We start from the raw sequence: 21799 nt of genomic DNA, 5'->3' as shown, positions 1-21799 counted from the left end.
CGGATTACTCGGTGTATCCGGATTACTCGGTGTATCCGGATTACTCGGTGTATCCGGATTACTCGGTGTATCCGGATTACTCGGCTTATTCGGTTTATCATCACCGCCCGGAGGTGTAGGTGCATCCGTTTCCGCATACCATACAGAATAAGTCGAGAACCGGTCGGTCATAAAGCTGATTTCATTTCCGCTAAGTTCTGTATCAAGTACCGTCACTGCTCCGTCATGCACCCTGATCACATAATAGGTGCACACCTTTCCAGCAGGGGCTTTCAGTTCTTCCGGCAGGGTAAGTGAGATTTTCAGTTTTTTTGAAATCTTCGTACTGCCAAGCGGCACTGCTGCTGCATCTCCTATCTTTTTCCACATGGACAGGTCAAGGTAAATGCCCTGCTGAAGTTTTTTCTCTGCCGCCTGTTCCTCTGTTTTGGTCTTATCTTCCGTAAGAACAGCCATTTCCTCCAATTTGTTTATTTCAAGATATACCAGCAGTTTCTCACCGTTTTCCACCTGTGAGATTTCGGACGGATCAAGGACTTCCTTTGCTATCTCTAAATCCAGTCCGCTGACATGGACTGTCGGTGTTCCTGGCACTACCTTTACATCGGTTGCAAGGTTTCCGTTGGAGCCGCTGTCATTTGGATATTCCTGACCGATAATGTCACCTTCTAGCGTCCGCTTTCTGACAATACTCTTGCCACAGCCATGTCCGCAGGGTGCTTCTTCCGTAATCACGTTTCCTTCCCTTCCGGTTTCCGTATAAACCGGATTTTCAAAGTCATGCCTCGTATATACGGTAATTGTATATTTTGTTATATTTCCGGCTGTATCCTTCGCTATGATGGTATGTGCTTTATCATCTGCGGTGATCATATACTTGCCGTCTGTGTTTTGCGTTACTTCTGTTCCATCTACCGTTACTTTATCCAGATTATCTGCTGTTACGGTAAAAGTTACCGATTTACAGTATTTTCCGCCGTTCTCTATGCCACCGATTACAGGGACTTTAATATCCTTATTTATAACTGTAACCATAGCAGAAGCTGATTTTGCATGGTCGCCATTCGCTATAGCTTTTACTATAATAGAGGTTGCTGTTTCATCTGCACCTATCGTTAATTTTCCGTTTTCATCAATTTTAGTATTCGTGCTGACTGCGCCCTCTACTGTCCATGTTACAGTATTATCAAAATTACCTGTACCGCTTACCGAAGCAGTAAACTGCTGTGTTTCGCCCTTCTTTATAGTAGCAATATCCGGTGAAACGGTCACGCCAGTAATCGATGTTGTCTGTGGTATTACAACCGAAACGGTGGTGGACTTCGTGCTGTCACCCTTCGATGTTGCAATCACTGCGATGGAAGATGCCGTTTCATCTGCACCAACAGTCAGCAAACCACTGTCAGAAATTGTTGTGTTGCTGCTATTTGCATTCTCAATTTTCCATGTTACGGTGTTGTCAAAAGTACCCGTGCCGTTCACGGTTGCCGTAAACTGTTGTGTTCCACCCTTGTTCACGTTGACATTTGTGTTTGGAGAAACGGTTACGCCGGTGACAGATCCAGTTTCACCGGAAGAACCAGCCTCCTTAACAGTTACCGCAGCATTATTCGTAAAACTATGAAGTGTGTACACAAGGCTTCCGTCATCACTTACAGTAGGCGTATCACTTTTCAGAGAACAATTCGTCAGTTCAATTTTCACATCGCTTGCTGAAAGCGGACCGTTCTTTGGCGTAACAGTAAGGAACACCTGCGCATCCGGAATAATATATTCCGTCTGACTCAGCTTTGCTGTCACAGTAGTTAAAGTATTCTCCAATTTCGCTGTATAATATGTTACAGAAGTCGGTGTCAACGAATAGATCTGTAAAACATCTTCACTTTCACCGCATGCGGTAACCATCCACTGACCGCCGCAGGTTATTTTATTCTTATTATCATCAAGATAATATGACTGCAGGGTTATAATACTTCCTTTCACAGGGGTGTAATCTGCATAATAATAGTTCATGTAGGCTTTCTGTTCCTCTGAGAGATCATCTTCCGTAACACCAGCAATATAACCACGACTAACAGCGGACTCATAGGTATCTACAAAAAATTGAAAATTGTCTAACCTTTCCATGATATTATCTTCATCGAAATAAATTCTTGTGCCGACAGGCAGCACCATCGAGCCGCCACCATCTTCGGGCATCTTTCCATTACGGATCTCCGAATAGGCTACATCATAATCAATGCCCTTTTCAGGTGTGATGGAATTCTTTGTACTGCACTCAGTAAATGTTTCATTACAATAATTCAGCAATGCCTCCAACTTGCTAATGTCAAGCTGTGCCTTTTCCTTATCCGGCATGGCATCGTATTCATCATAAAGATCACACGCTTCCATGTAGACATTGTACTGTACCTCGGTCACATTCGTTCCCTCTACCAGTTCACCAGTCATTGACTTGTACTCTGCTACTGTCGGCAGGGCATTCATGCGCTCCTGCAAGGCTTTCAGTTTTTCCGGAAGCTCCGTATGTACTTTTCCCCCTTTGCAGTCCTTTTCCAAATCTGCACCCTCTGCGGAGCATATCGGACAGTCTTCATTGACCGTGTCTCCGGTACATTTATCTTCACAGATGCAGGTTCTTTCATCTTCTACGTCCGTTGTTCCGTCTTCCGTGCTTTCCTCTGCTGCACCGGAACACAGTTCACAGCTGTGGGTACAAGGATGCCCTTCCACTGCCTCCCTGTATCCGCAACTTTCGTCATGCTCATGCTTACAGTCCAGCTCCCGTCTGATACAGCCGGATTCCTCGCTGCATTCATGGGTACAGTTTAAAGTTTTTGTATAGCACTCGTCTGTATGCTCATGCCCTTCCTCCGTATTTTCGCAGGTCAGTTCTTTTTCATAGCATTCTTCCCCATGCTCATGCACACATTCCGTCACTATCCTGTAACATTCGTCCGTGTGCTCATGGGTGCAGTCCGCACCCTCCACTGCCTCTACATAACCGCAGTCTGCGGTATGCTCCGGATGGTTCGGGCAGGTTGTTTCCGTTCTCTCCGCCGCCGCTGCGCTCAAAACACCGTAATCCACGGAGCTAAACATAAGAAGCGCCGCAAGAAACATGACGGATATTCTTTTTGTCGTTGCTTTAAATCTTTTCATAGAGTTGTCAATCCCTCCTCTTTTTAATTTATTAAGTCAAGCATAAATAACTCGACGTTAAAAAACCGTTAATTCTTCCCAGTTTTGGCAAAAAATATTGCACAAAACTTTCACTATTTTTTGTTCGTATTTCATAAAAAGGTCAAAAAAATCCCGTCCTGCCCTGTTTTAAGGGTAAGACGGGATTTCCCATCTGCCGTTGTTTCTTTCCTAAACCCCACTGTCCGGTTTTTGAAAAACTGCGGCTTCTTTCATGCTGTTTAACTGTCCGTTTCTGGTTTCTGACCACGAATACTCTTTCAGGTAATATCCCCCATAACTTTTCAATCCCTCCGTCTCTCCATCCAGTATGCGGTACAGGTCGCATTCCACCATGTCCTTCACGATATACTTGCTCTTTTCACCAGAACTTATAATATCCTCAATCCCGTTTTTCTTCAGCTCATCCATAAGCTGGTAGAAAGTGACCCGGTACAAGGTCTGCGTCTTTTCATCCGCACACCTGTCCTGCCACAGACAGGCTATGGCTTCCCCGGTCGTCAGCCCTGTTTCCCCCCTGTCCACCAGCAAGGCAAGCAGCTCCTGTTTTTTCCCGCCCAGAGCCAGCCGCTTCCCATCCACATGCACGGTAAAACTGGGTATTGTTTCGATTTCCACCCTCTTTTTGGGACGGGAGCGCATCAGTGCAGCCGTTTCCAACGCTTCCCCGATCTCCTCCTTCGTGTACGGCTTCATGATATATCCAAGTGCCTTCACACCAAATGCGTCCAGTGCATACTGCTCAAAAGCCGTCATAAAAAATATCCTGATGTTGCAGTCCTTTTTCTTTAACTCCCTCGCAAGCTCTATGCCTCCCATATCCGGCATCTCTATGTCCAAAAAGGCGACGTCTATCCTGTTCTCCCCTGCATACCGGAGTGCCTCCTCGCAATCCGAAAACAGACGGAGACTTTCGATTTCCGGAAACCCCTTCGCCTTTAACCGGAACGTGTCAAGTGCCGGCTGTTCATCATCCACACATATTACTTTCATTTCTTTTTCACTCCGTCTTCTGTATTTTATGTTTTCCGGGAATCGTAATGGTTACTGTTGTACCCTGCCCCGGAGTGCTTTTTATGTCCATTGTCCCTCCCACCATATACTTCAGGCGGAAACGGACATTTTTCATTCCGACAGATTCCTGCCCCGGTGCATTTGCCATGTCAAACCCCACACCGTCATCGGAAATCTCAATGATGCTGTCGCCGTTTTCCTCCCATGTGTGCAGGATGACGGTTCCTCCCTGCTTCTTATGAAGCAGCCCGTGCCTGATTGCATTTTCCACCAAAGGCTGGAGAACCAGCGGAGGAATCTTGAAATTATCTGCCTCAATGTTTTTTGCAAACTGTATCTTTTCGCCGAAACGCACCTGCTCAAGAAAGACGTATTTCTCCAGATGTTCCAGTGATTTTGTAAAGGCTTCCGGCTCGTCCTCCTCCATAATGTTAATGTTGCTCCTTAAATAATGGGCGAACATGACCAGTGTTTCATCCGCTTTCTGCGGGTCATATTCACACATACCACTGATTGCATTCAGGATATTGAATACAAAATGCGTCCGTATCTGGCTCATGGCGAGGACTATGCGGCTGTTTTTCAGTTCCTCCCTGAGCTTTTCCGCCCTGATGGAATCCTGCTGGTTCTTCGCCACCAGCCATGCTGCTCTGGCAAGATGGAACACAAACAGCACCGTAAATATTATTTTAATGCAGATGCCGCCCCGCCACCAGCCCGTGCAGGAGTTAACAAGCTCAAGCAGCAGCACGGTCAGCAGCACGATTGCGGAAGGCTGCATCAGTCCCCTACGCTTTCCGCCGTCCTTTGCATCCATAACGGTCAAAACGAGCAGAAGCAGGCTGACAGCTCCCTGCACCGCTGCCCAATAAATGCCAGTATCATAAATCCCCTTTGCCCCAGCAAGGGACACAACCATAAGAACAAAATCAGTGAGCATCAGCACATATACTGCAATTTCCGATATTTTCCTGCGTTTCCCATGCAGCAATTCATTCACACACGCCCCCATCAGCCACGCTGCACCCATCATAGCAAGCCGTCTGGCATATGTATTGAATGCCATCTGCCCGCTCCAGAGGGAAATGTCCTTTGCGTCAAGATACATATACACCCCCATCATGAGTGACATGAGTCCGGACTTTAGCAGCAGACTGTTGCCAGGGAGACGTAAAAGCCTGTAGCCAGCCGCTGTTCCGATGAGTGCAATGGAAACCACAAGAATGAAAATACTAGTTGCCTTATACGGCAGGCTCTGCCGCTCAAAATAGTTTTTCATTACCACATCACCACCAATGTAAATGGAATCCAGGAACTGATTATATGCGTCCCTGTTTCCAAAACCGTGGGGATTATACAATTTTATTTCAAGTACGTCCTCCGGCGATGCTGACGGAAGCACCCACGATACCCACGTGCTACCGCACATATCCGGGAACTTTTCATGGCTTGATTCATATAGGATTTCCCCGTCCCTGCATATATCCACACCAATGTGGTTTAGATAAAATCTTATTTCTGCCCCCTCCAACAGTTCTGTATCAAATCTGCCACGGAGTGTTACAGCCCCGTTATAAGAAGACAGGTCTGTTTCTGTATCAAGCATCTGCCATTCTCCGCCACCTTGACTGTACTCGCCTGTAAAATGAACAGGTATAGGGATTGACATGACAGCCTGATGACTTTGGCGGCTGGCTGATATTACAAGAATCCCGGCTATAAGAAACATAGCTGTATACATGATTATATTTATTGGTATTTTCTTCAAAGTAGTACTCCTTAATGAAAAATTTGTTTTTATTATATCATAAATAACCTCGCCATTCCACAAAAAAAGACGTACCACCATTTCTCCATTACTGATGATACGTCCTCACATCTATCTGGCTTTATCTTCCCTTATCTTCAATACTTCCTTATGTGCCGCTTCCTGCTTCACCTCATCCACACCTCTAGCCTCAAATGCATCTGCATTATACTGATACTCCTGCGGCTCAGCGACCATTGGAGAGTATACAACCTCTGCTTCCACTCTCTCTGCTTCAGCCCTCTCCGGCTCTGTCTGCTCCTGTTTCTTCATATTCTCCATATGCTTTTCCTTATCAAGCTTCACATTCATAGCCAGACTATCCAGCTTATCAATAGATGCATCCAAATGAAGTTCCATTGATACAAGCATCTTTTTCACTGCTTTCATCGGAGCAAGTACCGCCTTTGTAATTGGATGTTTCTGCTCTTTCTGAGAATAATCTACCTCCGGTTTGTCAGCAAAAGTACGGAATGCATTGGCTGCTGTCTGACCAGCTTCACGAAATCCTTTTGCAAGAAGTGCTGTCTTTGCTATATCCTTATCCGTGGTCTTGATTGCACCTCTTACATTCTCTCGGATATCAAGAAGCCTTTTCTTAATTCCTAAGAACTCCGACACCCTGTATAATGCAGTTCTTCCCTTTACCTTTGCTTCATCAACTATGCTCTTTGCTGTAGATTTGACCTGTGCTTTCACTTCCAATACCTGCGACTTTATCTGCTCACATCTGGCATTAAGTCGCTCCTGTGCTTCCGACAATGCCTTTTTAGCATTATTGACAAGTGTATCTTCCTGCATTTCTTTGATCTGATTCTGCATATTGGTGAGTTCTTCCGTCATGGAATCAATCTTTTTCTCCAGTCCATTGAACAGGTTTTCCAGCTTCACCATACTGCCGACAGGACTTGTGGAAAGCTCAGCTTTATACTCAGTCTTTCCACGAAGCACCATATAATTGATGCCAATGCTAATTTAGTCCTCACTAAATATTTTGATATAAAATTGTACCTAATCTAAGCACACAGATTCACTCTCAGACTGATTGCGGACATCTGTGATACTGACTTGTATTTTCGGTTTTGATATAACAGCGCTGCCTTATCTACCGCTAAATTGGTATAAAAATAAGGACTAAATTAGGCATAACCCCTTGATTTTACTGGGTTTCATCTAACTTGGTCCTATTATAACTCAAACACCATTTTCCCATTTAGATATTGCACGATCTGTAATACCTAATTTTTCAGCCAGAACTGCCTGCGTATAATTTTGCTCTTTTCTGCATTCTGCAATAAACTTTCCTATTTTTTCCTGATTCATTTCGGGAACCCTCCTTTCGCTATAAAGCCTATCTTATAGTCATAAATAATTCCATGAACCAACAGTTGATATTGTATAAATACAGTAAGATAAAACACTCAACCAACGGTTGATAACTAAAATATGCACGAAATGTGCCACTTTTTATATGGATTCTTGATAATCCTTATTTTTCATCAACATAAACAGTGCTTTAGTAATACATTCACGAACAAACAAATTTGCAGGATGTCTTCTTTCCATAGAAAATCTCTCCTAAGATTATAAAATGTCTTATACGTTGGCTGTTTCTACGTTTTTTGCCCTCGTTTAATTTGGCCAAAACATTATTTTAAGGAGCAAATCCGAAGATTTACTCCTTAACTTAACAAGATTTTTGACTAACTAAATGACATTGGTTTTATTCTGTAATCTTTTTCGTACAGGCGAAAGCCAGAGAGCCTGGACCAATATGGCAGGCAACGCTTAAGGAAAGCCTGTCCACATAGATATCATAGCCTGGGAACAGTTCCCCTATCTCTTCTGCAAAAGCATTCGCTGCCTCCTCATTTGCTGTATGAGCAACCTGAAAGTAAAGACCTTTATCCTCCCTTACAGCTGCAAATCGGGTATCCAAATCATTTTTAATCGCTTCAATCATTGTCTTTTTTGCTGCCTTAAGACCTCTTACCTTAGCATAGGAATCCAGCTTTTCTCCCTGGATCTGAAGCACCGGCTTTAGATTCAGTACTGTTCCAAGAGCAGCTGCCGCTGCGGTGATACGTCCACCCTTTTTCAAATATTTTAAGGTATCAACCATAACATAGATACTGGATTCAAACCTGGTTTCCTCCAAAATCTGCTTAATCTCTGTGGCTGACTTACCCTGCTTTATAAATTCCAAAGCGTCCAGTACAGATTGCCGCTGGGTAACAGAAATCCGCTGATTGTTTACCACCTGCACTCTACCATCATAATCCAGCGCCAGTCCCATAGCAGTCTCACAGGAACCGGAAAGTCCACTGGACATCGGAATGTGCACAATCTCATCATAATCCTCCAAAATCCCATCCCATAAATCAAGAACGGAACCAACTGATGGCTGTGAGGTTGCAATATCCGCACCATCTTCCAGCATCTGGTAGAATTCTTCCTGGGTCAGATTAATATCTTCAAAATATTCCTTTCCATTAATCGTAAAAGGCATCGGAAGTACAAAAACACCAAGCTCCTTACCCTGTGCCTGCGTAATTCCGCTATTGCTGTCCGTAACTACTGCTATTTTCTTCATTCTGCTTTCTAGTCCTCCATTTTCAAATCTATTCACAGACCATTTATTTTGACTGTTTTAAATATCCCTCATAGCCCAGACGGTTAAGCTTCTCATCCTTGGCTACTACAGAAGCCTTCATCTGCTGCTGGTAGGCTGCCAGTTTCTCTCGTAAAGACGGATCAGATATAGATAAAATCTTTGCTGCAAGAATGCCTGCATTGGCTGCCCCGTTAATCGCCACCGTAGCTACCGGTATGCCAGATGGCATCTGCACGATAGAATACAGGGAATCTACACCGCCCAATGTCTTTGTCTCAATTGGTACGCCAATCACCGGCAGCTTATAAAGTGCGGCACACATACCCGGCAGATGAGCAGCTCCACCAGCTCCGGCAATAATTACCTCAATTCCCCGCTCCTCTGCAGTCGTTGCATATTCCACAAAAATATCCGGCATCCGGTGTGCAGATATAATCTTCATCTCATATTCAATTCCAAATTTATTCAGCATTTCACATGCCTTACTCATAATAGGAAGGTCTGAATCACTTCCCATTAAGATACCAACCTTAACCATGGCCTGCACGCTCCTTTTTACAGAAATTTAAACCTCTCTATTATCATACCAATTTTCATTTCAAAAGTAAACTATTTAATTACTTTAATCCATCCCTCTGGTGCTTCAATTCTCCCCATCTGGATGCCTGTTAAGGTGTCATAAAGCTTCTTTGTCACCGGTCCCATCTTAGTCATACCGCTTGGGAAACAGATCTCTTTACCATGATCAACAATTTTTCCAACCGGAGAAATAACTGCAGCTGTGCCGCAGAGCCCACATTCTGCAAAATCCTTAATCTCGTCAAAGTATACTTCTCTTTCTTCACATTCCATGCCAAGATAATCCTTTGCTACAGTCATAAGAGAGCGACGGGTAATCGATGGTAAAATACTGCTTGACTTTGGTGTTACCAGCTTGTTGTCCTTCGTAATAAAAATAAAGTTTGCTCCACCAGTCTCCTCTACCTTTGTTCTTGTAGCTGCATCCAGATACATATTTTCATCAAAGCCTTCCTCATGGGCAGTTACAATCGCATAAAGACTCATAGCATAGTTAAGTCCGGCCTTAATATGCCCTGTCCCCTTTGGAGCTGCTCTATCATAGTCGCATACCCGTAAGGTAAGTGGTTTTACTCCACCTTTGAAGTATGGTCCAACCGGAGTTGTAAAGATACGGAACTGGTATTCATCTGCCGGTTTTACTCCAATCACTGGATTGGTTCCAAACATATATGGACGAATGTACATCGTCGCACCGGAGCCATAAGGCGGTACATAGGCCTCATTAGCTGCAACTACCCTCTCTACCGCCTCAATAAATCGCTCCTCCGGGAATACAGGCATCTGTAATCTCTTTGCAGAATCTGCCATTCTCTTTGCATTGAGATCCGGGCGGAAGGTCACAATATGTCCATCCTCTGTGGTATATGCCTTTAACCCCTCAAAGCAGGTCTGTGCATACTGAAGAACACCAGCACACTCATTAATTACCACTTTATCATCTTCTGTAAGGCCTCCTCCATCCCATACCCCATTTTTATAATTGGAAACATAACGCATGTCTGTTTTCTGATAACCAAATCCAAGATTCGCCCAATCAATATTTTTCTTTTCCATATGAATACTTCCTTTCCACGGCTGTCTCTGTTTTTTAAGATTTTACCCCGAATAGCTTTCTGTGTCAAGAAAGAGTCCTTACATCAGCATAAAAACTCCTGCCCGGCTGTTCTCCAAAAGAAAAATAGCCGGGCAGAGAGTTCTTTCGGATAATCCCATTGAAAATCCTCGTCTGCATATGCAATTATTGATATCTGATTCCATACACTCCTGTCTGGTTTACATCTAATATTACCATCCCTGTGGCAGAATCATAGTAAGAGCCAGTCACCTTTTTTATCTTCCCATTCTCTGTCACATATACACCACATACCCTATCTTTGTCCTCGTTATCTTTCAATGCATATGGTATCGACACAGATACTGTACTCTTTACAAATCTTTTTACAGATTTTCCCTTCTTATTTGTAATGTCTATTTTGAAAATTTGCTGCTTATCTGCAATTTTAGATGCTGACTTAGAAAGCATTGAGGCAGGAATTTTTTCTACCCTAATCACCGCTGTAGTGCCTACATCCTTTTTTATCTTTTTTAGTGCCTCCGGGGTAAAAGAAATCTGAAGCCGATCTGTTACCACTTTTACTTCTTCTACCTTGGAATTCAATAATGTTTTCTGAGCCCCCTCCGACAGCTGAATGGAAATGGCATTTCCCATAGTAACTGTTTTCACCTTAAACACAATCGTAGCACCCTTTCCACCCTCAGGACTGCTATCTACTGCTTTTTGAACAATTCCTTTTGTTATGGATACAGTACTAGCTTGGCTTTTATCCATCTTTCCCTTTAAGACAACTGCTGTCTCCTCTGTGGTGTTTCCTTTTGAAACCGAAGCTTTTTCCTTCTTCCGGGACTCATTGGATGTCTTAATTGATTCCTCCTGCCTTCCTGACGTCTCACTGGAAACTCCTCCCGAGGCAGAGCCTCCACCTGAGCTGATACCGCCTCCCGGGACAGAGCCTCCTTCTGGACTGATACCTTCTTCCGAACCCGGCGATGGCTGTGGTTCTGGAGCTTTACCCGCATCCGGAGAGACCTCCGGTTTCAGAGCTTCAGTTGAAGTCGGCAAATTTAACTTTTCAAAAACAGCTGTAAGAGCTTTATCTCCAGCAACGGTTAACCTATAGTTCTCATCTGTACTAACCTCTTTGCCGTTTTCAAGCCAATGAACAAACTTATACCCTTCTCCAGCCTTTGCAATGACAGTTACAGAAGCATTCTTCTTATAAATCCCTTCTCCTGTTACTGTTCCTCCACCGCCTTCCTTCACAGTCAGGGTGATTTTATGCTGCTTTTCTTCTGTATCATAGATTTCCTTATAAGAATCGGATGTCCAGGGATTTTTTGCAGCCCTGTTTAGGGTTCCATCTCTCCGCAAGCCCTTTGTTTTGGTCTTTCCGCCGCCTGTACGCACATTTTTGCCCTCCAGGACACTGGAATTGTCATATATTCCACCACAGGCAATATCCAGAATAAAATAGTCAGACTCTCCCGACAGCCCCTGATACATCTTTAATTTGCTCACAGCTAGTCCATCACGGGCTAAAAGCGATCCCGTAGGATGCCACCTTACATCCTCTGTATTAACATCAATCAAATTCATAAAATCTATTGTAAAGTCATAGGCATCGCCAGAAAACTTCTCCTGAAAATCCTCAATGCTCGTATACTTTTGCTTTGTTTGCCTGCAGATAGCCTGACTGAGAGAATATCCGTCCTCCACATCCAGCACGATGGCATCCAAGCCCTTTATAATGTTGGCACTGGTAATGCTGTCAACCTCACCACCCGCAATATGTCCCAAATAAAGCACCGCAATATACCCCTGTGCATATGCCTCATATCCCAGATAGTAAAATTCCCCCAACCATTCCTTTATAAGTGCCTCTCTGGAATTTCTGAAATACAAATCATTTGTCAGCCTTCCTCACCATTCGATGCCGCCACCCACAGTCTGGGCTATCCCCTCATAAAACCAGCTGGGAAAAGCATCTACAGTCTCATGATAGGTATTGGTCCAGTATCCATCTCCCAGCATTCCTGTCGAGGTCACATCAAACATGACCGCATGCATCAGCTCATGGGCAATAGAGCCATACAACTCCCCATGATTGGCATCTGCATCTACCTTCCCTTCATTCGTTGCCGTTAAGGCGGCCATATTGATGCTCAGCTTATATTTTATGCCATTAGACTCAACCATTGCCAGGGCTGCATTTCCACGATTGTCGTTATAAAGTTCCAGCCCCATCTTCATTCCCTTTACGGTAGGCTTTGCAAAGGAAAAGCTCTCTGTTATCCCATTCAAAATCCTTGGAACATACTCCCCCTGCAATTTTAGAGCAAATTCCTTCAATGCTTCGGAAGTAAATTTTCCATTACTTTTATCTGCCCATTTCTCATAAAGCTCTTCATTAAGAATACTCTCTTCCTGTATATTGGCAATATCCTGATTTTTGTTTTCCAAATTACTCGCATTGGCTGTAACCGGTGTGATTGCCAAAACCATACAAAGACATAGCATTGCGAATATAGCCTGTTTTACTCTTCTCATAATACCTTCTACGTCCTTTCATCATTTTCTATAATTTTACCTTTAAACCCTCAAAATGTCAACTTTTTCCATTTTGCATCAGCAGATTAAGAATATCAAAAAGCTTTCCCGCCTCTATCTGTCCCGGGGCCGAAGCCTTTCCAGCCGTTCCAAAGGTAATAGCGGATCCAAAAATTTCACCGGATAATCGGCTTATCAGCCCAAGCCTTCCCATTGACATCGTTACCACCGGTTTTTCTGTTCTTTCCTGCATTTCCATCGTTGCTTCCAGAAGAGTCAGCACATCTGCCTTTGTCTTTGGCATCACTGCTACCTTTAAAATGTCAGCTCCCAGCCGGTCCATCTGCAACAAGCGTTCAAGGATATCCTCCTGCACCGGCGTCTTTTCAAAATCATGGTTTGATAAAAGAATATACTTCCCTGCCGGTTTGGTTTTTAAAATATTCTCTGAAACTCTATCCTCCGCAAATAGCTCTATATCCAGGATGTCTACCTCCTCCTGTGCCAGAGCCCAGCGACAGAGTCCTTCGTATTTCTTCCAGGAAAGTTCTCTTTCACCCCCCTCTCTCCTGCTTCGGAAAGTAAATAAAAGAGGAAGCATAGGAAACTCCTTATGTATCTTCTCCAATGCTCTTTTCCGACTTTTTTCATCTTCGATATTTTCCCAGAAATCAATTCTCCATTCCAACAAATCAACACATTTTTTCTCCTCCGAAAAGCAGATTTTTCTTATAGCTTCCAGCTGCTCTGCCAACTGGACTTCCCCATTTGCTGTCACCGGCACACAGATTTTTGGTCTTCCCGAACCTATTACCAATTCTTTTATTTTCAATGCCATATAAAACGCCTCCTGCCTTCCCTTGAATTACCCTATTTTATCATATTTTTCTGTATTTTTATATATTTTTCTATAAAGTTTTCTAAGCTCTATCCGATATAGATAATATAACCAGAATTTATGATTCCACGGAAGGAGAAATGAACCATGAGTGTAAATGGAATTACTAACAACACAACAACAGCCTATACTGCACCAGCAGCTTCTACTGCTACAAAAGCAGAAACTACAGCTTCTGTAAAAGAAGACCCGGCAGCGGTATATGAAAAATCAGATAACAAGGCAAATTCTAAAAAGGTGTATAAGCAGGATACCGGTACCATTAATAAGCTTTTAGCCGATATGGAGAACCGGAAGAAACAGCTGGAAAATCTTGTAGCAAAGACCCTTCGCAAGCAGGGCGAGACCTACAACACCTCCATGAATATTTACGATTTGTTAAAGAGCGGCAATCTCAAGTTCTCACCAGAGGATATTGCACAGGCTAAGGAGGATGTATCTGAGGATGGCTACTGGGGCGTAGAACAGACCTCAGAGCGAATTTATTCTTTTGCTTTTGCCTTAACTGGCGGTGACCCATCCAAAGCTGATGAGATGATGGCTGCTGTAGAGAAAGGCTTTAAGCAGGCAACAAAAGCCTGGGGAAGCGACCTTCCGGATATTTCCAAGCAGACACTGGAGGCTGTTCGCGAAAAAATTAATAACTGGAAAAATGGAACTACCGTAGAGGAATAATTAAAATACACCATAGGGACTGCTAAAAGCAGTCCCTATTTTTCTTATCTTTCTTCTGTTTTCACCTTCTGATGGGGGAGCCTTACATAGCTTCCCTCCATATATTCTACATCCTCGAAGCTTTTCCCTGCTGCCAGATCAAAAGCAAGCCTTAGCATCTGCTTTGCCTGCCCTGCCCCATCATTAAACACAGTAGCACCAAGAGTCCCTTCCCTGATGGCTTCCATTCCAACCTCAGTTCCATCGATTCCAGCAATGAAAGGATATTGGGCAAGGGGTGTATCTACCGCCTTGTATGCATCAATTGCCCCCAGAGCCATATCATCATTATTGGACAGCACCAGCTCAATTTCATCACCAAAATTTTCAATCCACTGCTGCATCTTAGCCTGTGCCTGTCCACGGTTCCAGTTGGCAATGGCATGATCCAGCTTTTCCATCCTGATACCAGATTCTAAAATCGTATTGACAGCATACTCTGTACGGATAATTGCATCCTGGTGTCCAGCCTCACCCTCCAGCATTACATACTGGAGTACACCATCACCATTCTTATCCAGCTTCTCCGGATTCTTTTCATAGGCCTCTGTCACAATTTCTCCCTGCATAATACCAGATTCTAATGCTACTGCACCTACATAATAGAGCTTCTCCCAACGCTCCAAATCCTCCTCAACCAGTTCCCGGTTAAAGAAGATAACCGGGACATCTGCACTTTTTGCCTTGTCAATAATCATCGTCGGGTCTGTACGGTCTACCAGATTCACACAGATTACATCACAGCCACTATTGATAAAATCTTCTACCTGATTGTTCTGCTCGCTCTGGCTGCCGGCTGCGTTCTGAACCTCAACAAAAATCGTTATACCCTCTTCTGTCTCCTTCTCCTTCGCCGCCTTTTCAAAGGAATCCATCAGCTGTGAAATAAAGGTATCATACTGATTATATACACTGACCCCTATTTTGATGGAGGTCGTTTTCTTTTCACCACTGCCACAACCAATTAGTAAAAATGCAAGCCCCACTGTCAAAAGCACTGTCGCCAGATATCCATATGCTTTTCTGCTCATCTTTCTTTCCCCTTTCTGCCCTACTGCACTGCCGGAAACAGAATCCTCTCATTTTCTCCTGTATAAAGATTCTCCCGGTCTACCAGAATATATGGTATTGTCTCACTTTCAATCGCCGCATAATAGCGAAGCTGCCGATATAAGCTCTGCAATGCCGTATATCCCATAACAAAATCATCAGTTACCAGCAGAGCGTCTACTATCCCCTTATCCAGATAATATACCAGCTTTTCTGTTCTTCCAATCCCGTAAAGAAGCTTTCCATCCTCCTTTGCCTTATCGACTGCAGCTTCCCCTGCCTGAACATCCAAAAAGAGAAGCCTCTGTGTTTTTTGCCAAAGCTCCTTAGACACTCCATCTGGAGTAGAAGCCACAAAAGCAATCCTCTCTCCCAGAATCTCCTTCACTCCCTGCAAGCGTTCCTGATTTGCCTGCATATCGCTATTTCCAATCATAATACCAAAGTTCTCCTCTTCTCTGGCTTCTGAAAGCACTGTTTCTGCAAGTTTTTTTCCCATTGCTGCATTATCCGGGGCAATATAGCCACAATCAAAGGTAAGAGGCAGAGAAGAATCCACCATTACAATCCGCGTCTGGCTTAAGGTTTCATTAATTTGTTTTACCAGTGCTCCCTTATTTGGCAGATTTAATACAATACCCTCTGCTCCATTTTGCACTTCACGGTGGAGTATTTCCATCTGCTCCTTAATGCTTTCCTCTCCTGCCAAGATAACATAGCTTACCTCAATTTCATTTTCCTTGGCAAAGCTTTCCATCCCCTGCCGCAGTACCTTCCATTGCTGACTGTTCTGGGAATCCAAAATAACAGATACCCTTACTATATCCTCTATGGTTCCTCCATTCCAATAGGCATAACTGAATATAATAAGACAAAACAGGATAATCCCAGTCAAAAGCACCGCATGACTTAATTTTTTCTTCACAGCTATCCCTCCCTTCTTTCATAACGGATAGCTGGCAGATGAATCCTAACTGTGGTACCTTCATCCGGACAGCTTTCTACTGTAAGGCCATAGGCCTCTCCATAACGAAGCTGAATTCTCTTGTGTACGTTAATAAGTCCAACGCCAGAGCCCTTAGCCCGTACCCGGTTATGGTCTGTCAGAAGACGATCCACAACCTCCTTCGTCATTCCCATGCCATTATCTGTAACCTCAATATAAATATCTTCACCACGCTTATAGCCCTTTACCAGAATTTCACCGTCACCATACATATACTCAATTCCATAATAAATAGCATTTTCCAAAAGAGGCTGTATAATCAGCTTTACTGTGGCGTATTCATAAATTTCCTCTTCAATATCATATTCAATCGAAAACTTATCTTTATAACGGATTTTCTGTATATTCATGTAATTTCTTGCATGTAAAAGCTCATCCTTAATGGAAATAATATTTTTTCCCTTGCTGAGACTGATACGGAACAGGCTGGCAAGATCTGTTACCATGCAGATAGCCTCCTGATACCGTTCTCCTTCAATCATCCAGACAATAGAATCCAGAGTATTATATAAAAAATGAGGATTAATCTGGGACTGCAATGCATCCAGCTCAGAACGCCGTTTCTCTTCCTGCTCCATAACAACCTTTTCCATCAGCTTACGAAGCTGTACCACCATCGAGTTCAGGGTCTTCCCAAGATGTTCAATCTCGTTGGAGCCACCACCGTCATAAACAACAACATCCAGATTGCCATTTTCCAATCCCTTAACTGAATCATCCAGCCGCTTAATTGGCCTTGCTATCTGAGCAGAAACTGACTGGTTCACTAAAATCATAACTACCATCGTTATAAATACAATCAGAATCACAAAAAACCTTGTCTGGGACAAATTGATGTCAAAGGCACTGTTTGGTGTTACATTTACAATTTTCCATCCGGTATAGGCAACTGTCTTTACTGTGACCACTCTTTTTTCTCCGTCAAAGCTTTCCTTATGGGAGCCATCCTCATAGCCTGCCACAGCTTCATTGTTTTCCTTTACAATTCCTGCTGCAATCAGCTTCTGCTTTGGATGGTAAATCAGCTTTCCCTCACTATCTACCAGATAAATATACCCAGACTCTCCCAAGGAATTTGAACGCTTAAAGAGCTTCTCAATACCGCTGAAATTCATATCAACCAGTAAAATTCCACGCACATTGTTTCCCGCCGAAGTAAATTCCACCATTCTGCTTAGGGACACCACCCAATAATAACGGTAGGATGTATCGTCAAAAAGATTTTGGACATGGGGTGTAGAGAAATGCAGATTTTCCATTTTTTGAGCCGCAGCTGTAAACCATGCCTGATTTCTTACATCTATATCCTTTTTTAAATTGTTAACCGGCGTTGCTTCTACCAGCGTTCCATCCTCTTTAAAGCAGGATATATTCACTAAATAATCCTTATTTGCCTCATAAAGAAGGTTCATTTCACCATCCATGGTCTCTGCTGAAATATCCTTATTTTTAATTACCGAATAATACATCGTATCGGAAATCCGCATCATGTTACGAAGATAGGTTTCCAGATTTGTATTTGTCTGGTTTAACAGCTGCTCTGTCGCCCGCACCGTCATTTTCTCTGTTCTGGAAACAAATCTGTTATACAGCATAATACCTATAAAGCTCATGCAGACTACGGCAATCAGTGTAAAAGAGGCTGATATTGTAAACTGGATACTTGTCAATCCATGCCTTTTTGCAAAGCTTTCCCAATATTTCTTTATTTTCCGTATCATTTTACTCCATTCTTGTCTTTCTGTATTTCGAAGGTGCCATACCATATTTTTTCTTAAATACATAGCTGAAATAATTTGGTTCCGCATAGCCTACCATTTCAGAAATCACATAGGATTTTTCTTCTGTTTCCTCTAAAAGCCGTATTGCTTTTTCCATTCTAAGGTCTGTCAGATAATTTAAGAAGGTCTTTCCCGTCTCTTTCTTAAAAATTGTGCAAAAGTAAGCCGCACTGACATTTAATACTCCACACAGCTTTTCTACCGAAAGCTCACTGTCACTGTAATTTTCCTCCAGATAAGCCACCGCCTTATCCACCAGAATTTTTGCCGAATTAGACCGTTCCCTGCTGGCTGATTTACGAAGCTTTAAGCAGCTTTCTAAAAGCCACTGCTTTAAATCCTCCATGGTTGTAAAATGATTTACTATCCGGTAAACATCCATATCATCTCCAAAAATCTCTGTTGCATCAACCGGATAGGCACAGGTCATCTTATACATTTCCGTCACCAGCTCCATCAAGGTTATCTTAAACTGTGGTACCGGCATCTGAGCTTCCTTAAGATGCACAATAAATTCTTCGATTTTGATTCCCAGGCTCTCTTTATCCCCCACTCGGATTTCCCGGATAATAGAGGAAATTTCCTTATCACTCCAATCTGTTGTAGCACTGCTTTGTGGTTGGATATAGTCAATATAAACCGCCTGGTTGCTTCCTCTTCCCTCTCCATAAAATACTGCATTTTTAGCTCCTGTATAAGAATCACACAAAGCATCCAGGCTCTCACATACACAGCCAATTCCCGCTGCCGCATTCATCTTAAGAATACGGTTCGCCGTCTTGCAGATACGATCCATAAGATCCGTATATTCTTTTACCTGGAACTTGTCCGAAAGCATTGTAATATAAACAATCTGCTCAAAATACAAAAAGCTCTTAAATTGATACAGGCTCTCCAGGTTTTCATCTGCCAGACGTTTCATGGAAAACTGCATCAGCTCCTTTTCCATAGTACCAGCAGCCTCTGCTGCCATCTGGAATCGAATCACCGCTACCGTATAAAAAGGAGCCTCAAGCTCAATCTGGTAGTTCTTTCGGAAGCTGTCAATCTGCTCCTTGTCAATCCTTCCCTCTAAAAGCCCAATATAAAACTGATCCTGCATCATAGGAAGGCTCTTCTGATAATATTCCTTAAGCATATGAAGGTTCAGTTTTTCATTTCTTTCTCTATCCAGGGCTTCCTTCATCCTCCGGAAAATCTCCGTCAGCTCCTCCAGCTTAATCGGCTTTAAAATATATTCTTCAACCTCCAGCTTAATTGCCTCTCTGGCATACTCAAACTCATCAAAGCCAGAAAAGATAATAACCTTAATCCCATCATAGCTTTCCTTCAATTTTTTACTTAAAGTCAAGCCGTCCATAAAAGGCATCTTAATATCCGTCATCACAACATCCGGTACATTTCCCTCTGCTATCTCCAAAGCCTCCTCTCCGTTCTGGGCATAGCCTATCACTTCAAAGCCTAACCCCTCCCAATCCATTTTCCGGATAACTGCCTCGATAACCTCCGGCTCATCATCCACCAGCATTACTTTATATAAATCCATATTGCTTCCTCTCTACCTTTTTCATTTAAGTTTACTGTTTTACATATCTTTGGTTCCTGCTGTTAGGCTTATCTGACAATGTCATGTTAACCAGTCCCAGTTCCATAGCTGGCTTCAAATAATTTTTCCGTAAGGTTTCTTTTGATTTTAGACCTAGCCGCTCCATAATAGCATTTGCTGTATACGGCACATCATATTCCATACATTCAAGAAGCCTCTTTACATATTCCGAAGTACCAGCGTTAGATTTATTCACCTGTAAAATAACATCATCGAGAGCCTGATCTATCTTTTCAAGCATAAACTCAATAAAGATATCAGAATTACCATTTACATGACATTGAGCTATAGCATCATAATAATCATCTTGAAATTTTTCAATCTGGCTCTCCAACGGAATATACGCAAATATACTTCGCCATCTATATAAGATAACCGTGTGCCAAAGCCTTGCCATTCTTCCGTTGCCATCAGAAAAAGGATGTATAAAAACAAATTCATAATGAAAAACAGCGGACATGATAAGAGGATGCACCTTGCCCTCGTTCTTTTTAATCCAGAATAATAGTTCTTTCATCAAATCGTTTATCCTATGTGGTGGCGGTGCAACAAAAATACATTTGTCTCTTGAAAATACCCCCTCATCCCCTTTTCTAAAAACACCTGACTCATTTACAATCCTATCCGTCATTATTCCATATATCTTTTTTAAATCAGTAATACTTGACGGATTGATTTCTTCTATTCTTTCGTATGCTGCATAAGCATTCTTTACTTCTTGAATCTCTTTCTGATTACCTAGCACAAGATGTCCGTTAATAGCATCCCTAACTTCAGATAAAGACAACGAATTAGCTTCTATTTTCAGAGAAGAATGGATTGACCGTATCCTGTTATTTCTTCTTAAGTGAGGTTTTGATTCCAGTTCTTTATGACTATTTATTTTTCCAACCTTTTCCGAAATGGAAGAGACATATTCAAGCATTTTATTTGATATCGTATATGGTGGTATATAATCATTCATTCCATCACCTCATCTTGCTTATTATCTTACTTACTATCTTAACTATTTTTATATAAAATATCAATAGTTAATTAATAGAAAAGCAAAAGTCCATACAGACCTGCATTCAGTACCAGAAATTTCTTTACCTCCATCTCACCTGGAAAAAGTCCTTCACTGACTGCCAGACAAAGCACTGTTACATAAGCTACCAGACAAAGGAGGCTGGCTGCCATAAATACTGCCTGGGTTACTATAATATTTCTCCGGCAGTTTGGTGTCGCCAAAAGATATGCCATAGAGCCTCTGTCTATGTAACGGGTCACAAGGCGGCTTGCTAAAAGCACGATAAATACCGACGGGAAAGCAATCAGCAGAAAACCATACAGGTATCTGGCATACTTTCTGCCATCATAGCAAGGCTTTCTCCTAGCCTTGGGTCAAACATAGCCACAATCATGGAACCATACATCGTAAGCACTGCCATAAAAATCAGAAGAAGCTTATAATTTGATTTACATTCCTTTAAAAATAAAATCCGGTTCATTTTAATTCCTCCCCATAATAGTTCATAAACAGTTCCTCTAAGGTCTGCGTCCGCACATTCATATCTACAATAGAAAAATGACTGATTTTCTTCAGGAAACCATCCATATTTCCCTCATCGGTAGTATTGACCCAGACACCCTTTTTCTCACTTCCCGGTAATGCCTTAGAAAGCTCTGTTGCTTCCTCTTCTGAGGCTGCCTTTAGTTCAAAAATTTTTCTTTTACTCTCCTTTAGCTTTTCCAATGTTTCCACAGCTGCCAGCCGCCCACTTCTGATAATTGCCGTTCTGTCGCAGGTTCTCTCCACCTCTTCAAACATATGGGAGGACATAAGAATCGTAGCTCCCTTCTTCTTCTCCTCTAAAATCAATTCAACAAAACGATTCTGCATAAGCGGATCCAGGCCACTGGTTGGTTCATCCATAGTTTCC

The 21799-nt window shown here is 42.7% G+C and carries 19 protein-coding genes and 1 pseudogene; 1 reads left to right on the top strand and 19 read right to left on the bottom strand.

Annotation, left to right across the window (positions count from 1 at the left end; genetic code table 11):
• From ASU35_RS20485 to aroD, 11 genes and pseudogenes are all read right to left on the bottom strand, one after another.
• On the bottom strand, window positions 1-3162 hold a 3162-nt coding region (locus ASU35_RS20485; protein WP_187142709.1), incomplete at its 3' end, for an Ig-like domain-containing protein.
• A 210-nt stretch (window positions 3163-3372) separates the two neighbouring features.
• Window positions 3373-4194, bottom strand: a complete 822-nt coding sequence (locus ASU35_RS11200) for a response regulator (protein WP_058353096.1) — start codon at window positions 4192-4194, stop codon at window positions 3373-3375.
• Between the two features lie 7 nt (window positions 4195-4201).
• Window positions 4202-5983 carry a sensor histidine kinase gene (locus ASU35_RS11195; protein WP_172794635.1) on the bottom strand — a complete coding sequence of 594 codons (1782 nt, stop codon included), beginning with the start codon at window positions 5981-5983 and terminating at the stop codon, window positions 4202-4204.
• 111 nt (window positions 5984-6094) lie between these two features.
• Window positions 6095-6976, bottom strand: a complete 882-nt coding sequence (locus ASU35_RS20250) for a DUF6674 family protein (RefSeq protein ID WP_058353094.1) — start codon at window positions 6974-6976, stop codon at window positions 6095-6097.
• Window positions 6977-7222: 246 nt separating this feature from the next.
• A pseudogene (locus ASU35_RS18795) lies at window positions 7223-7345 on the bottom strand (helix-turn-helix domain-containing protein); the annotation flags it as partial.
• Between the two features lie 400 nt (window positions 7346-7745).
• Window positions 7746-8615 (bottom strand): DegV family protein, encoded by an 870-nt coding sequence (locus ASU35_RS11185; RefSeq protein ID WP_058353093.1) that lies wholly within the window; start codon window positions 8613-8615, stop codon window positions 7746-7748.
• Between the two features lie 43 nt (window positions 8616-8658).
• On the bottom strand, window positions 8659-9174 hold the full coding sequence (gene purE, locus ASU35_RS11180; protein WP_058353092.1) for a 5-(carboxyamino)imidazole ribonucleotide mutase: 516 nt from the start codon (window positions 9172-9174) through the stop codon (window positions 8659-8661).
• Window positions 9175-9245: 71 nt separating this feature from the next.
• Window positions 9246-10271 carry a branched-chain amino acid aminotransferase gene (locus tag ASU35_RS11175; protein ID WP_058353091.1) on the bottom strand — a complete coding sequence of 342 codons (1026 nt, stop codon included), beginning with the start codon at window positions 10269-10271 and terminating at the stop codon, window positions 9246-9248.
• A 184-nt stretch (window positions 10272-10455) separates the two neighbouring features.
• The gene (locus tag ASU35_RS11170) at window positions 10456-12177 is read right to left on the bottom strand and encodes an InlB B-repeat-containing protein (RefSeq protein ID WP_058353090.1); all 1722 of its coding nucleotides are present in this window, start codon (window positions 12175-12177) and stop codon (window positions 10456-10458) included.
• An 18-nt stretch (window positions 12178-12195) separates the two neighbouring features.
• The gene (locus ASU35_RS11165) at window positions 12196-12822 is read right to left on the bottom strand and encodes a hypothetical protein (RefSeq protein ID WP_058353089.1); all 627 of its coding nucleotides are present in this window, start codon (window positions 12820-12822) and stop codon (window positions 12196-12198) included.
• Between the two features lie 58 nt (window positions 12823-12880).
• A complete protein-coding gene (gene aroD, locus ASU35_RS11160) occupies window positions 12881-13660 on the bottom strand; it encodes a type I 3-dehydroquinate dehydratase (RefSeq protein WP_058353088.1) in 780 nt (259 codons plus the stop codon).
• Window positions 13661-13807: 147 nt separating this feature from the next.
• Between aroD and ASU35_RS11155 the strand changes: the two genes are divergently transcribed.
• Window positions 13808-14395, top strand: coding sequence for a hypothetical protein (locus tag ASU35_RS11155; protein ID WP_058353087.1), 588 nt, complete (start codon window positions 13808-13810; stop codon window positions 14393-14395).
• Between the two features lie 44 nt (window positions 14396-14439).
• Here ASU35_RS11155 and ASU35_RS11150 read toward each other — a convergent pair whose 3' ends face one another.
• The 8 genes from ASU35_RS11150 to ASU35_RS20940 all read right to left on the bottom strand — a co-directional run bounded on the left by ASU35_RS11150 (window position 14440) and on the right by ASU35_RS20940 (window position 21792).
• Complete coding sequence (locus tag ASU35_RS11150; protein WP_058353086.1) at window positions 14440-15465, bottom strand: galactose ABC transporter substrate-binding protein; 1026 nt, start codon at window positions 15463-15465, stop codon at window positions 14440-14442.
• Window positions 15466-15485: 20 nt separating this feature from the next.
• A complete protein-coding gene (locus ASU35_RS11145) occupies window positions 15486-16409 on the bottom strand; it encodes a substrate-binding domain-containing protein (protein WP_058353085.1) in 924 nt (307 codons plus the stop codon).
• Between the two features lie 2 nt (window positions 16410-16411).
• A complete protein-coding gene (locus tag ASU35_RS11140; RefSeq protein ID WP_058353084.1) occupies window positions 16412-18211 on the bottom strand; it encodes a sensor histidine kinase in 1800 nt (599 codons plus the stop codon).
• Window position 18212: 1 nt separating this feature from the next.
• Entirely contained in the window at window positions 18213-19817 is a 1605-nt protein-coding gene (locus tag ASU35_RS11135; RefSeq protein ID WP_058353083.1) for a response regulator, read from the bottom strand.
• A gap of 31 nt (window positions 19818-19848) precedes the next feature.
• The gene (locus tag ASU35_RS11130; protein WP_058353082.1) at window positions 19849-20841 is read right to left on the bottom strand and encodes a Fic family protein; all 993 of its coding nucleotides are present in this window, start codon (window positions 20839-20841) and stop codon (window positions 19849-19851) included.
• Window positions 20842-20912: 71 nt separating this feature from the next.
• Complete coding sequence (locus ASU35_RS20245) at window positions 20913-21146, bottom strand: hypothetical protein (RefSeq protein WP_242861270.1); 234 nt, start codon at window positions 21144-21146, stop codon at window positions 20913-20915.
• Between the two features lie 44 nt (window positions 21147-21190).
• Complete coding sequence (locus ASU35_RS20240) at window positions 21191-21367, bottom strand: hypothetical protein (protein ID WP_242861269.1); 177 nt, start codon at window positions 21365-21367, stop codon at window positions 21191-21193.
• A complete protein-coding gene (locus tag ASU35_RS20940) occupies window positions 21364-21792 on the bottom strand; it encodes an ATP-binding cassette domain-containing protein (protein WP_058353080.1) in 429 nt (142 codons plus the stop codon). The genes ASU35_RS20240 and ASU35_RS20940 overlap by 4 nt, the downstream gene beginning before the upstream one ends.
• Between the last annotated feature and the right edge of the window lie 7 nt (window positions 21793-21799).

This window comes from Acetivibrio ethanolgignens (assembly GCF_001461035.1).
Classification (GTDB): domain Bacteria; phylum Bacillota; class Clostridia; order Lachnospirales; family Lachnospiraceae; genus Velocimicrobium; species Velocimicrobium ethanolgignens.
Note: the sequence above shows the minus strand (reverse complement) of the source record. Positions and strands in the feature narration are given on the sequence as shown.